The sequence below is a fragment of the Streptomyces sp. NBC_00354 genome, from assembly GCF_036106915.1.
Taxonomy (GTDB): Bacteria; Actinomycetota; Actinomycetes; order Streptomycetales; family Streptomycetaceae; genus Streptomyces.
Genome location: NZ_CP107983.1, coordinates 2,471,423 through 2,483,870 on the forward strand (window position 1 = coordinate 2,471,423; position 12,448 = coordinate 2,483,870).

General features: G+C 72.2%; 12 protein-coding genes. 10 read left to right on the forward strand and 2 right to left on the reverse strand.

The window, feature by feature from the left end:
* Positions 1–39 precede the first annotated feature (39 nt).
* Both OHT74_RS10765 and OHT74_RS10770 read left to right on the forward strand, forming a co-directional pair.
* Positions 40–1,305 carry a glycoside hydrolase 5 family protein gene (locus tag OHT74_RS10765; protein ID WP_328620148.1) on the forward strand — a complete coding sequence of 422 codons (1,266 nt, stop codon included), beginning with the start codon at positions 40–42 and terminating at the stop codon, positions 1,303–1,305.
* Between the two features lie 151 nt (positions 1,306–1,456).
* Positions 1,457–3,583, forward strand: coding sequence for an endo-beta-N-acetylglucosaminidase (locus OHT74_RS10770; protein WP_328623296.1), 2,127 nt, complete (start codon positions 1,457–1,459; stop codon positions 3,581–3,583).
* A 21-nt stretch (positions 3,584–3,604) separates the two neighbouring features.
* Here the strand turns inward: OHT74_RS10770 and OHT74_RS10775 are convergent, their stop codons facing one another.
* Complete coding sequence (locus OHT74_RS10775; RefSeq protein WP_328620149.1) at positions 3,605–5,017, reverse strand: sensor histidine kinase; 1,413 nt, start codon at positions 5,015–5,017, stop codon at positions 3,605–3,607.
* 12 nt (positions 5,018–5,029) lie between these two features.
* Positions 5,030–5,734 (reverse strand): response regulator transcription factor, encoded by a 705-nt coding sequence (locus tag OHT74_RS10780; RefSeq protein ID WP_266663088.1) that lies wholly within the window; start codon positions 5,732–5,734, stop codon positions 5,030–5,032.
* A gap of 277 nt (positions 5,735–6,011) precedes the next feature.
* Here OHT74_RS10780 and OHT74_RS10785 point away from each other — a divergent pair, with 277 nt between their 5' ends.
* The 8 genes from OHT74_RS10785 to OHT74_RS10820 all read left to right on the forward strand — a co-directional run bounded on the left by OHT74_RS10785 (position 6,012) and on the right by OHT74_RS10820 (position 12,306).
* Positions 6,012–6,797: an amino acid ABC transporter ATP-binding protein gene (locus OHT74_RS10785; RefSeq protein ID WP_323139548.1), complete on the forward strand. Its 786-nt coding sequence runs from the start codon at positions 6,012–6,014 to the stop codon at positions 6,795–6,797.
* A gap of 87 nt (positions 6,798–6,884) precedes the next feature.
* Positions 6,885–7,739 carry a glutamate ABC transporter substrate-binding protein gene (locus OHT74_RS10790; protein ID WP_328620150.1) on the forward strand — a complete coding sequence of 285 codons (855 nt, stop codon included), beginning with the start codon at positions 6,885–6,887 and terminating at the stop codon, positions 7,737–7,739.
* 83 nt (positions 7,740–7,822) lie between these two features.
* Positions 7,823–8,497, forward strand: coding sequence for an amino acid ABC transporter permease (locus OHT74_RS10795; RefSeq protein WP_328620151.1), 675 nt, complete (start codon positions 7,823–7,825; stop codon positions 8,495–8,497).
* Complete coding sequence (locus OHT74_RS10800; RefSeq protein WP_266997323.1) at positions 8,494–9,387, forward strand: amino acid ABC transporter permease; 894 nt, start codon at positions 8,494–8,496, stop codon at positions 9,385–9,387. Before OHT74_RS10795 ends, OHT74_RS10800 begins: the two co-directional genes overlap by 4 nt.
* A 204-nt stretch (positions 9,388–9,591) precedes the next feature.
* Positions 9,592–11,178: an FAD-dependent monooxygenase gene (locus OHT74_RS10805; protein WP_328620152.1), complete on the forward strand. Its 1,587-nt coding sequence runs from the start codon at positions 9,592–9,594 to the stop codon at positions 11,176–11,178.
* 33 nt (positions 11,179–11,211) lie between these two features.
* Positions 11,212–11,298, forward strand: a complete 87-nt coding sequence (locus OHT74_RS42125; protein ID WP_311318651.1) for a putative leader peptide — start codon at positions 11,212–11,214, stop codon at positions 11,296–11,298.
* Positions 11,299–11,359: 61 nt separating this feature from the next.
* Positions 11,360–11,923 carry a cysteine dioxygenase gene (locus tag OHT74_RS10815; protein ID WP_266663100.1) on the forward strand — a complete coding sequence of 188 codons (564 nt, stop codon included), beginning with the start codon at positions 11,360–11,362 and terminating at the stop codon, positions 11,921–11,923.
* Positions 11,920–12,306 carry a rhodanese-like domain-containing protein gene (locus OHT74_RS10820; RefSeq protein ID WP_266663102.1) on the forward strand — a complete coding sequence of 129 codons (387 nt, stop codon included), beginning with the start codon at positions 11,920–11,922 and terminating at the stop codon, positions 12,304–12,306. The genes OHT74_RS10815 and OHT74_RS10820 overlap by 4 nt, the downstream gene beginning before the upstream one ends.
* The last annotated feature ends 142 nt before the right edge of the window (positions 12,307–12,448 follow it).

Sequence of the window (12,448 nt, forward strand, 5' to 3'; positions counted from 1 at the left end):
GCGTCACCCGGCGCATTTCCGAGAACTCCAGGACGCCTTGTGTACGACGAATCCGCCCCTCGTCCGCTCCGTTTCGGCGCCAACTACACCCCGGCACGCGGCTGGTTCCACCACTGGCTCGATTTCGACCTCGACGAGGTCAGGGCCGACCTCGACTCGGTCGCCGCGCTCGGCCTGGACCACGTACGGGTCTTCCCGCTGTGGCCGGTGTTCCAGCCGAACCGGACGCTCATCCGGCCGCGCGCCGTCGAACAGCTCGTCGCGCTCGCCGACGCGGCCGCCGAGCGCGGGCTCGACGTCGGCGTGGACGGTCTGCAAGGGCACTTGTCGAGCTTCGACTTCCTGCCCGCGTGGACCGGGACCTGGCACCGGCGGAACATCTTCACCGACCCGGACGTCGTCGCCGGGCAGGAGGAGTACCTGCGCACGCTGGCCGCCGCCCTCGCCGACCGGCCCAATTTCCTCGGCATGACCGTCGGCAACGAGATCAACCAGTTCTCCGACGCCCCGCACCCTGACCCGGACCGGATCACCCGCGAGCAGGCGGGCCGCTGGCTGGAGCGGATGCTCGCGGCCTGCGAGAGGGGTGCCCCGGGCCGCTTCCACCTGCACGCCGAGTACGACGCCGCCTGGTACCAGGACGGGCACCCCTTCACGGTCGCGCAGGCGGCCCGGCTGGGCGCGGCCACGGCCGTGCACTCGTGGGTGTTCAACGGCACCGCGCAGCGCCACGGCCGGACCGGGACGGCGACCGAGCACCACGCCGCGTACCTGGTCGAACTATCGAAGGCCTGGGCGCTCGATCCGCACCGGCCGGTGTGGCTCCAGGAGGTCGGGGCGCCCGCGCCGCTGATCCCGGCGGAGCACGCGGCCGCCTTCACCGAGGCGACCGTGGCGAACGTGCTGGACTGCCCGGACCTGTGGGGCGTGACCTGGTGGTGCTCGCACGACGTGTCCCGGGAGCTCGCGGACTTCCCGGAGCTGGAGTACGGGCTCGGACTGCTCACCAACGACCGCAAGGCCAAGCCGGCCGGCGCCGCCGTCGCCCGGATCGCCGCGGAGTGGCGGGGCCGGGAGCACCGCCCGGCCGTCCGGTCCACCGCGCTGGCCGTGGACGTCGGCGGGGCGGGGGCCGCGCCGAGGCGGTCGGTGTGCGCCCCCGGCGGGGCGTTCTTCGAGGCCTGGGCGGCGCTGACGGCCCAGGGGGTCCGCCCTGCGGTGGTCCTGGCGGAGCTCGCCGAGGACCCCGCCCATCTGTCCGCGCGCGGCATCACCGAGGTGCTGCGCGTGCCCGACGTCACCTGACGATCGCCACGTCACCCGTCACCCGTCACCCGTCACCCGTCACCCGTCACCCGTCACCGAGGAGCCCCGCATGTCCGAGACCGGCAACGGCGCCGACCCTCGCACCGCACGTTCCCTCCGTACGGCACCTACGGCACCTCCGGCACCTCCGATGCATTCGGCCCGTACGGCGCCGCCGACCCGGCGCGGGGTGCTCGCCGCCGGAGCCGGGGCGGGGGCCGCCGCGCTGCTCGGCGCCACCGGCGCGACCACGAGAGCCCAGGCCGCAGCAACCGCTCCGGGCACTCGGGCCGACGCCACCCCGTCCCCGGCCGACCTGGCCCCGTACGCCTCGTACTGGTTCCCCGACTCGCTCCCCCAGGGCTCCCCCGGCCCGGGCATCACCTGGCGCTCGCTGAAGCAGTGGACCCCCGAGTCCGACCCGGACCTCGCTTACAACACCGCGACCGTGCCGCTCGCGCCCCGCTTCACCCCGGTGCCGCCGAACGCGGGCGCGCGCAGTGGCCAAGCGCGGATCTCCTCCCTCGTGTCCTTCGGGCCCACCGCCCAGAACCCCTCCCAGGGCTCCGCGACCGCCGACCACTACGCGCTGACGCACTGGGCGTACCTCGACGAGCTGGTGTTCTGGGGCGGCTCCTCCGGCGAGGGCATCGTGCTCGCCCCGAACGCGCCCGTGGTCGACGCGGCCCACCGCAACGGCGTCCCGGTGCTGGGCAACATCTTCCTGCCGCCCGTCGCGTACGGCGGCGACCTCCGGTGGACGCGGGACCTGGTGCAGCAGGACGCCCTCGGCCGGTTCCCGATCGCCGAGAAGCTCGTCCAGGTGGCGCGGACGTACGGGTTCGACGGCTGGTTCGTGAACGCCGAGACCGACGGCGGGGACAGCTCGCTCGCCGCCCGGATGCGGGAGTTCCTGCGCGCCCTGCGGGCAGCCGGATCCCCGCACGGCCTGCGGATCACCTGGTACGACGCCATGAACAGCACCGGCCGGGTCGGCTGGCAGGGCGCGCTCAACCAGCTCAACCAGGAGTTCTTCGAGGACCGGGCGGGCCGGGTCGCGGACACGATGTTCGTCGACTTCCGCTGGACGCAGCAGACCCTGGCCGCCTCCGGCGCGCTCGCCGACCGGCTGGGCCGCTCCCGCCGCGAGCTGTGGGCGGCGCTCGACATGGAGTCCAACGGCTGGAATTCCACCGTCCGTTGGGATGCGATCATCCCGCGCGACCGCGACCACGTCGTCAGCATCGGCTTCTACCGCCCCGAGTGGACGCGCAACCACCTCACCGACCGCTCCCCCGGCGCCTTCCACCGCGCCGACGACCGGTTCTGGACGGGCGAGTCCCTGGACCCGTTGCACCCCGCGCCCGAGAGCACCTGGCGGGCGCCCGCCACCGCCGTCGCGGACCGGTCCACCGTCGCCGCCCTGCCCTTCGCCTGCGCCTTCAACACCGGGCACGGGGAGCGCTGGTACGAGGGCGGCAAGGTCATCTCCGACAGCGCCTGGAACCACCTCGGGCTCCAGGACCGGCTCCCGGGCCGCCGCTGGGCCGTGCAGAGCGCCGGGCCGCGCCCGACCGTCGGCCTGGACTTCGCGAAGGCCTGGCGCGGCGGCTCCAGCCTCCTCGTGGCGGGCAGACTCACCGCTCCGGCCGCGGTCGGGCTGCACGCGACCCGGCTGCCCCTGACCGGCTCCACCGTGCTGGAGCTGGTGCACGCCACCGAGGCGGGCGCGCTCACCGTCGAGGTGGGCGTGGCCACGCGCGAGCCGGCCGCCCCGGGCGAGCCGGTCCCGTACACCTGGCTGAAGACGCAGGCCCAGGGCTCCGGCCAGGGCGGCTGGCGCACCTCCCGGGTCGGGCTCTCGTCCCTGGCGGGCCGGACCGCGTACGGGCTTGCCGTACGGATCACGGCCCGCGGGAACACGGCCGTGTCCTGGCGGCTCGGCGCCCTGTCGGTACGCGACGACACCGCGCGGCGGCGCCCGGCGTCTCCGAGTGCGCTGACCGTGGACGCCCAGACCCAGCAGGACGGCAAGGCCTCCGTGCGACTGTCCTGGCGCCGGGCAGCCGGACCGGTCCGCCACTACGAGCTGTACCGCCTGCTCCCGGACGGCACCCGCCGCTTCCTCGGCGGCACCTGCGGCACGGCCCTCCACCTCCCGGCCGTCACCCGCGCTGGCCGGGAGCGGGCGGCCGCCTTCGAGGTCCGGGCCGTGGACGAGCTGTACACGGCCTCCGCCCCCGCCGGCACCACCCTCCCGTGGGCCGGATCCGCCTGACCGGCCCCGCAGCGGCAGTGCTCAGGACGTGTGCGGATCGCTGCGCGGGACGGCCACCGTCACCCGCAGCCCGTGCGGCGGGTTCGTCTCGTACGAGAGGGACCCGCCCCCCGCGGCGAGCAGGGCCCGGGAGATCGACAGGCCGAGCCCGGAGCCCTTGATGTTCTGGTGGCGGCCGCTGCGCCAGAACCGGTCGCCGACGCGGAGCAGCTCCTCGTCGGTCAGACCGGGACCGCGGTCGGCGACGACGACCTGCACGAAGGGCCCGGCCGCGGCGACCGACACCTCGACCTCTTCCCCCTCAGGGGTGAACTTGAGGGCGTTGTCGATGACGGCGTCGAGCGCGCTGGAGAGCGCGATGGGGTCGCTCCAGCCCGTGACGGCGGCCCGGCCCGTCTCGGTGAGCCGTACGCCCTTCTCCTCGGCGTACGGCCGCCAGGCGGTCACCCGTTCGGCGGTCAGCGCTGCGATGTCGGTCAGGCTGAGCTCGGCGGAGGTGTGCTCGGCCAGCGCCAGGTCCAGCAGGTCGTCGAGGACCTGGGTCAGGCGCTTGCCCTCGGTCCGCACGGAGGCGATCTCCTCGTTGCCCTCGGGCAGTTCGAGGGCGAGCAGCTCGATCCGCAGGAGCAGCGCCGCGAGCGGGTTGCGCAGCTGGTGGGAGGCGTCGGCGACGAACGCCCGCTGCTGCTCCAGGACCTCTTCCACGTTGTCGGCCATCTCGTTGAACGAGTGGGCCAGGCGTTGGAGTTCCGGGGGCCCGCCGGCCGCCGCGACCCGGGAGTTCATCCGCCCGGTGGCGATGCCGTGGGCGGCCGCGTCCAGGGTCTGTACGGGCTTGAGCACCCAGCTGGTGAGCCGCAGGGCGGCGCCGAAGGCGACCAGCATGGCGGCGCCGAGCCCGGCGACGATCAGCAGCCAGCCGCTCAGGATCCGGGCCCGCATCTGGTCGGTGGGCGACTCGGTGACGACGACCGCGACGACGTCGCCGTCGAGGACGACCGGGGAGGCAACGAGGAGTTTGCCGTGGGTCTGCCAGGGCCACACCTGGGCGGGGTCGTGGCTGCGCCGCCCGGCGAGGGCCTCCCTGAAGGCCTGGCGGGCATCTTCCGTCTCCGGGAGCTGCCACCAGCCGGGGGCCCGGGCCATGGCGTTGTCGTCGCGGTAGAAGATGCCGACCCGGATGCCGTACAGCTGCTGGTAGCGGGCGAGTTCGAGCTGGAGGGTGTCGTGCCGGTCGGCGGCGCCGGTGGACCCGGAGCCCTCGGCGTCGATGACGAACTGGGCGAGGGCGGCGAAGCGGGCACTGTCGTCGATCCGGTCCACGACCACGCGCTGCTGCTGGCCGGCGGCCAGGCTCACGGCGAGCGGGAAGCCGAGGGCGAGCAGCACGCCCGCCATCAGGACGACGAGCAGCGGGAGCAGCCGGGCGCGCACGACGGGGCCCCGCTAGGAGGCGGCCGGGGTGACGAGCCGGTAGCCCACCCCGCGGACGGTCTCGATGAGGGCGGGCATGCGCAGCTTGGAGCGCAGCGAGGCAACGTGGACCTCGAGGGTCCGCCCGGTCCCCTCCCAGCTGGTGCGCCACACCTCGCTGATGATCTGCTCGCGGCGGAAGACGACCCCGGGGCGCTGCGCCAGCAGGGCCAGCAGGTCGAACTCCTTGCGGGTGAGCGGTACGTCGGTGCCGTCCACGCTGACCCGCCGGGTGGGCAGCTCGATGCTGACCGGGCCGAGCCGGACCACGTCGAGGGCGCCCGTCCCGGTGGCGGCGGCCTCCTCGGAGGCGCCGGTGCGCCGGGCGACGGCGTGGATGCGTGCGAGGAGTTCACCGGTGTCGTAGGGCTTGACGACGTAGTCGTCGGCGCCCATGTTGAGGCCGTGGATGCGGGAGCGGACGTCGGCGCGCGCGGTCACCATGATGACGGGCGTCGCGGTGCGCTTGCGGATCTTGCCGCACACCTCGTAGCCGTCCTGGTCGGGCAGGCCGAGGTCCAGGAGGACGACGCCGAAGGGCGGCGCTCCGGCGGGCAGCAGGGCCTGCAGGGCTTCCTCGCCGCTGCGGGCGTGGGTCACCTGGAAGCCGTGCCGGGCGAGGATCGCGGACAGGGCGGCGGCGACGTGGTCGTCGTCCTCGACGAGCAGCAGTCTCATTGCGTCCCCCTTTCCTGTTTTTTTCTGATCAGGGCCCGCGGTCGGAGGGCCACCCTGCATCCACGCCGATGGAGAGGCCCACGTCAAGGGGGTTCCGGTCCGGCGCGTCTTCCGTTATGCACCCGGTACGGGCAAACGCGCCCGGTTGCCGTGGTGCGCACGGAGCGTATCGGAGCGAGGCCGTTTCGTTATGCTCAATTCTCCCTCAGATGTGATGACGGTGTGCGCGACACGTCACTACTGTCCTCCCAACCGAGGAGGACGGAGCAAGTTGCCGATGAGCGGAGTATCAGTGACCAAGGACGTGCAGGATGCGGCCGGGGCCGCGGACGACCTGGTCGTACTGAGCAACGTCAACAAGCACTTCGGCGCGCTGCACGTGCTTCAGGACATCGATCTGAGCATTGCCCGCGGTGAGGTCGTCGTGGTGATCGGTCCGTCGGGATCGGGCAAGTCCACGCTGTGCCGGACCATCAACCGGCTGGAGACGATCGACTCGGGCACGATCACGGTCGACGGCAAGGAACTGCCCTCGGAGGGACGGGAACTGGCCCGGCTGCGTGCCGATGTGGGCATGGTCTTCCAGTCCTTCAACCTGTTCGCGCACAAGACGGTGCTGCAGAACGTGATGCTCGGTCAGCTCAAGGTCCGCAAGACGGACCAGGCAGCGGCGCTCGAGAAGGCGAAGTCCCTGCTGGACCGGGTGGGCGTCGGCTCGCAGGCCGACAAGTACCCGGCGCAGCTCTCCGGCGGCCAGCAGCAGCGCGTGGCGATCGCCCGCGCGCTGGCGATGGACCCGAAGGTGATGCTGTTCGACGAGCCGACCTCGGCGCTCGACCCGGAAATGATCAACGAGGTGCTGGAGGTCATGCAGCAGCTCGCCCGGGAGGGCATGACGATGGTGGTCGTCACGCACGAGATGGGCTTCGCCCGGTCTGCGGCCAATCGGGTCGTCTTCATGGCCGACGGAAAGATCGTCGAAGAGGCCGCCCCCGAGCAGTTCTTCAGCAACCCGCGCAGTGACCGCGCCAAGGACTTCCTTTCAAAGATCCTGCACCACTGACGGTCTTGTCTGGTAGTGATCCCCTGGCGGCTCAGAGCACACGTGTCGCTCGTCGTCCAACAACGTCTCATCCGAGGGAAGTTCACCATGAAGGTTTTCAAGGCCGGTGCGGCCGCGGCCGTGGCCGCAGTCCTCGCTCTGACCGCGACCGCCTGCGGCGGCAGCAGCGACAAGGCGAGCAGTGACGCTGGGGCGTCCGGTGGCGCCAAGAAGGACAAGATCGTCATCGGCATCAAGTACGACCAGCCGGGTCTGGGCCTCAAGACCCCGGACGGCAAGTTCTCGGGCTTCGACGTCGACGTGGCGACCTACGTCGCCAAGGAGCTCGGCTACCAGCCCGACCAGATCGAGTTCAAGCAGGCCGTCAGCGCCGAGCGCGAGAACCTGATCGCCAACGGCGACGTGAAGCTGGTCGTCGCGACCTACACGATCAACGACAAGCGCAAGGCGAAGGTCGACTTCGCGGGCCCGTACTTCCTGGCCCACCAGGACCTGCTGGTCCGCGCCGACGACACCTCGATCACCAAGGCCGAGGACCTCAACAAGAAGAAGCTCTGCTCGGTCACCGGCTCCACCTCCGCGCAGAACGTCAAGACCAAGCTGGCCCCCGAGGCCGACCTGCTGGAGCAGGGCGGCTACTCCGAGTGCCTCACCGGCCTGGAGAACAAGAAGCTCGACGCCCTGACCACGGACAACTCGATCCTGGCCGGCTACGCCGCCCAGGAGAAGAACAAGGGCAAGTTCAAGCTCGTCGGCCTGAAGCTGAGCGACGAGCCCTACGGCATCGGCCTGAAGAAGGGCGACAAGGACCTCCAGACGAAGGTCAACGCCGCGCTGAAGAAGATGGTCGAGGACGGCTCCTGGCAGAAGGCGGTCGACGCGAACCTCGGCCCGGCCGACTACAAGGCCGAGCCGGCCCCGCAGATCACCGAAGGCAGCTGATTCATCGGTGAGGGGCGTCGCCGCCCGCCTGTCACGGGCGGCGGCGCACCTCACCGGCCATCCTGGGGAGAGCGCAGGGCAACGTGTTCGACTTTCTTAATTCCGGGCAGTACGACGTGCTCGGGGCCTTCTGGGTGACGGTTCAGCTCACCCTCTACTCGGCGGTCGGATCCCTGATCTGGGGCACCGTCCTGGCCGGGATGCGGGTCAGCCCGGTCCCGCTGATGCGGGCCTTCGGCACCGCGTACGTCAACATCGTGCGCAACACCCCGCTGACCGTCATCATCATCGGCTGCTCGCTGGGTCTCAACCAGACCCTCGGCATCTCGCTCGGCGGCGGCACGTTCAAGGAGATCGGGTTCCGGCTCGCGATCCTGGGTTTCGTCGCCTACACCGGCACCTTTGTCTGTGAGGCGATCCGCTCGGGCATCAACACGGTTCCCGTGGGCCAGGCCGAAGCAGCCCGCGCGCTTGGCCTGAGCTTCTTCCAGGTGCTCACCATGATCGTGCTCCCCCAGGCCTTCCGGGCGGTCATCGCGCCGCTCACGAACGTACTGATCGCCCTCACCAAGAACACCACGGTGGCGGCGGCCATCGGCGTGGCCGAAGCGGCCCTGCTGATGAAGGAAATGATCGAGAACGAGCCGCAGGCGCTCTTCGCCGTCTTCGGGATCTTCGCTCTCGGCTTCGTCCTGCTGACCCTGCCCACCGGCCTGCTGCTGGGCTGGGTGGCCAAGCGAGTGGCGGTGAAGCGATGAGCTCCGTGCTGTACGACACCCCGGGCCCCAAGGCCAGGGCGCGCAACTGGATCTACACGGCGGCCTTCCTGGTCGTGTTCGGCCTGGCCATGTGGTGGGTCCTCGCCATCATGGCCGCCAACAACCAGCTCGACGCCGACAAGTGGAGCCCGTTCGTCACCGACAGCGAGGTCTGGACGACCTTCCTGCTGCCGGGGCTCACCGAGACACTGAAGGCCGGCCTCATCGCCGTGGTCATCGCGCTGCCGCTGGGCGCGGTCCTCGGCATGGGCAGGCTCTCCGACCACCGGTGGGTGCGGATCCCCGTGGGCGCGTGGGTCGAGTTCTTCCGCGCCATTCCGGTGCTGATGCTGATGCTGTTCAGCTCCGCGCTGTACGTGAAGTTCAGCACCGTCAGCTCCGAACTGCGCCCGCTGTACGCGGTGGTCACCGGCCTGGTCCTGTACAACTCGGCGGTCATCGCCGAGATCGTCGTCGCCGGCATCCGCTCGCTGCCGCGGGGCCAGACCGACGCGGCCAAGGCGATCGGCATGCGCAAGGGCCAGATCATGACGCACGTCCTGGTCCCGCAGGCCGTCACGGCCATGCTGCCGGCCCTGGTCAGCCAGCTCGTGGTGATCCTCAAGGACACCGCGATCGGCGGTGCGGTGCTGGGCCTGGCCGAGCTGCTGTCGATGAACCGACAGATCTCGGCCAACTACAGCAACACCATCGCGACCCTCGTCGTGATCGCACTGATCTACATCGTGGTGAACTCCGCGCTCACGACCTTCGCCTCCTGGATCGAAGGCCGGCTGCGGAAGTCGAAGAAGGGCACCGGCGCGGTCGTCGCCGGGGACGTGGCCGAGGTCGACGCGGGCGGTGCGGCCGGCGTGGGCGAGGCTCCCTGACACCCGGCCCGGCATCCGGACGACACGGCTCCCCGACGGCAGGAGCCTGACACCCGGTCAGTACACTGGCGTGACACCTGTGGTGCGGCGGAACTCATCCGCCGCACCACACGGCGTTGGCGGGGCCGGGTGTCACTTGACGCAGGCACCTCCAGTGGGTTGCATACGTTCTGTGATCACATACCGGACATCGGGAGCCGCATCATGGACCCGGTGATCGTCGTCGGCGCGGGGCCCGTCGGACTGTCCCTGTCCCTGGCCCTGGCCGGCTCGGGCGTGCCCAGCGTCGTGCTCGACGAGGGACCCGGCAAGGACCTGCCCCGACCTGCCCGTACGGTCGTCCTGCACGAGGACACCTCGGCCATGATCCACCGGCTGGGCTGTACGACACTGCGCGACGAGGGCGCGCTCTTCGCCGCCTGGCGCACCATGCGGCGCCGCAGCCGCACCGACGACGCCCGGCACATCACCTTCGAGGACCGCCAGGCCCCCCTGCACCTGCCGCAGCACGCCCTCACGCGCGGGCTGCGCGACGCCGCGGCCGCACATCCGCTGGTCCAGCTGGTCACCGACAGCAAACTGGACTCCCTCGAACAGGACGACCGCGGGGTCACCGCGCACACCCGGGGCGCCGAGACCACGTGGTGGCGGGGGAGTTACCTGGTCGGCTGCGACGGAGCGCGCTCCACCGTGCGCAAGCTGCTCGGCATCCGCTTCCCCGGCCGCACCGCCGTCGAGCGGCACGCCGTGGCCGCGCTGCGCACCGAACTCCCCTGGCCCGGCGAGGCCCTGCTGCACCGCGCCCCGGCGCCCGGCGTACCCGAGGTCAGCGCCCGGCCGCTGCCCGACGGGGTGTGGCGGCTGGACTGGCTGCTCCCGGCCCGCGGGGAACTGGTCACGCCCGATGCCCTCGTCACCCTGATCCGGGACACCCTGGCCGTGTGGTGCGGGGGCGCTGCTCCCCCGTACGACCTCCTCGACACCGGGGTGTACACGCTGCACCACCGGCTCGCCCGGCGCTGGCGCGACCGCCGCGCCTTCCTCGCCGGGGACGCCGCCCACCTGCTGGGCGCGCTCGGCACGCAGGGGGTCGACGAGGGGCTCCGGGACGCCGAGAACCTCGCCTGGAAGCTGTCCCTGGCCTGGCACCAGGGCGCCTCCGAGGCCCTGCTCGACAGCTACGAGGACGAGCGCCGCACCGCCGTCGCGGCCCGGCTGCGCGCCGCCGACCAGGCGATGCCCGTACTGCGCGGGGGCGGCGGGCTGCGGACGTACCTGCCCGGCGCCACCCGCTCCGGCGAGCTGCTGCTGACCGACGGCCACTTGGGCCGGGGGCCGCTGGGCGCGGTACCGACGTACGCCCCTCCGGTGGCCGTGCGCGAGGTGCCCACCGACACGGAGCCGGGCGGCCAGGTGGCCAACGTTCCCGTCACCGCGCCCGACGGGGCGACCGTGCCGCTGCGCGACCTGCTGGGGCGGGGCCGCCTGCTGGTGGTCCTGGTCGCCCCCGGCACCGGGGTCTGGGACCGGCGGCACTGGCTGGGCGCCGGGCTGATGCCCCGGCTCGCGGCGGCGGTGAGCGCCCTCCCGGTCCGCACGGAACTGCTGGTCGCGGACGGCTACCCGGGGGCTCCGGCGCACACCGTCCTCCTGGTCAGGCCGGACGGACACCTGGCGGCGACCTTCGCGGGCGTGCGGCCGGCCGAGCTGTACGAGGCGGCGGACACCGTCCGGCTCGGGGCGCCCGCCCCGCTCGAGTCGTCTTCGACTCATCCGGCCGTGATCGATTGACCGGTCTCCGGTCCGCATGCTTCACTCGCCGACATGACCGGCAACGACGTACGCCTGTGGCGGAGGGTCCATATGGACCTGCTCCGCTACGCGGGCTGCGTGTGTCGCCCTTCCTGCTGATTCGCCGATCCCTCCGCGCTCCGCGCGCACTTTCGCGAACCCCCAGGACGGTCACGCCCCCATGTATGCGCCCCTTGCACCCAGTGCACCCACTGCGCCCCTCTCACCTCCGCACGCCCCCGCACGCGCCGATGCTGTGACGGCTGCGGAACTCCTCGACTTCGCCCTGCGTACCGCCGCCGACCCGGTGGTCATCGACTCCCTCCCCCTCGACCCCGAGGGCCGCACCTGGATCCGCCTCGACGGGCCGGGCGGCAGCGAGGCCTGGGTGATCGGCTGGCCGCCGGGCACCGGCACCGGCTGGCACGACCACGCCGAGTCGCGCGGCGCGTTCGCCACCGCCCGGGGCCGCCTCCGGGAGCACTCCCTGGCGGTCCGGCTGCCGTCGGAGGGCTGGCGGAGCCTGGAACTCGCCCCCGATCTGGACCGCAGCCGCAGCCTGGGCGCGGGGACGGGCCGGGCCTTCGGCGAGCACCACGTCCACGAGGTGCTCAACGAGTCGGAGGCGGAGCACGCGGTCTCGGTGCACGCGTACTACCCGCCGCTGCCCCTGATCCGCCGCTACAGCCGCACCGGCCAGGTGCTGACGCTGGAGCAGGTCGAGCGCCCGGCGGACTGGCAGTGAGCGCCCCGATCGGCATCGACGCCCTGCTGGAACGGGTCCGTTCGGCATACACCCGCATCGACCCGGCGCAGGCGCACGCCGCGTTCCGGGCGGGCGACGCCCTCCTGGTGGACATCCGCTACCAGGCGCTGCGCGAGCGCGACGGCCTGATCCCGGGTGCGCTGGTGGTCGAGCGCAACGAGCTGGAGTGGCGCCTGGACCCCCAGGGCTCGCACCGCGCCCCCGAGGCCACCTCGCACGACCTCCGGGTGGTGGTGATCTGCAACGAGGGCTACGCCTCGTCCCTCGCGGCGGCCTCCCTCCACGCCCTGGGCCTCCACCGAGCCACGGACCTGACCGGCGGCTTCCAGGCCTGGAAGGCCGCAGGCCTCCCGGTTACCTGACACCGAGTCCGGGCACCCCCCGGGACCTCCCAGCCCGTCCGGCGTTCGAGGACCGGGTCCGGGCAGCGCCCGGATCTTTCAGCCCGTCCGGCGTTTGAGGACCGGGTCCGGGCAGCGCCCGGTGAACGGGAGAAGGGCGGGT

Bases quoted from the DNA above. Each gene is read 5' to 3' on its own strand.
- OHT74_RS10770 (WP_328623296.1), top strand. From the start codon at position 1,457: ATGCATTCGGCCCGTACGGCGCCGCCGACCCGGCGCGGGGTGCTCGCC.
- OHT74_RS10780 (WP_266663088.1), bottom strand. From the start codon at position 5,734: ATGAGACTGCTGCTCGTCGAGGACGACGACCACGTCGCCGCCGCCCTG.
- OHT74_RS10785 (WP_323139548.1), top strand. From the start codon at position 6,012: ATGAGCGGAGTATCAGTGACCAAGGACGTGCAGGATGCGGCCGGGGCC.
- OHT74_RS10790 (WP_328620150.1), top strand. From the start codon at position 6,885: ATGAAGGTTTTCAAGGCCGGTGCGGCCGCGGCCGTGGCCGCAGTCCTC.
- OHT74_RS10800 (WP_266997323.1), top strand. From the start codon at position 8,494: ATGAGCTCCGTGCTGTACGACACCCCGGGCCCCAAGGCCAGGGCGCGC.
- OHT74_RS10805 (WP_328620152.1), top strand. From the start codon at position 9,592: ATGGACCCGGTGATCGTCGTCGGCGCGGGGCCCGTCGGACTGTCCCTG.
- OHT74_RS42125 (WP_311318651.1), top strand. From the start codon at position 11,212: ATGACCGGCAACGACGTACGCCTGTGGCGGAGGGTCCATATGGACCTG.
- OHT74_RS10815 (WP_266663100.1), top strand. From the start codon at position 11,360: ATGTATGCGCCCCTTGCACCCAGTGCACCCACTGCGCCCCTCTCACCT.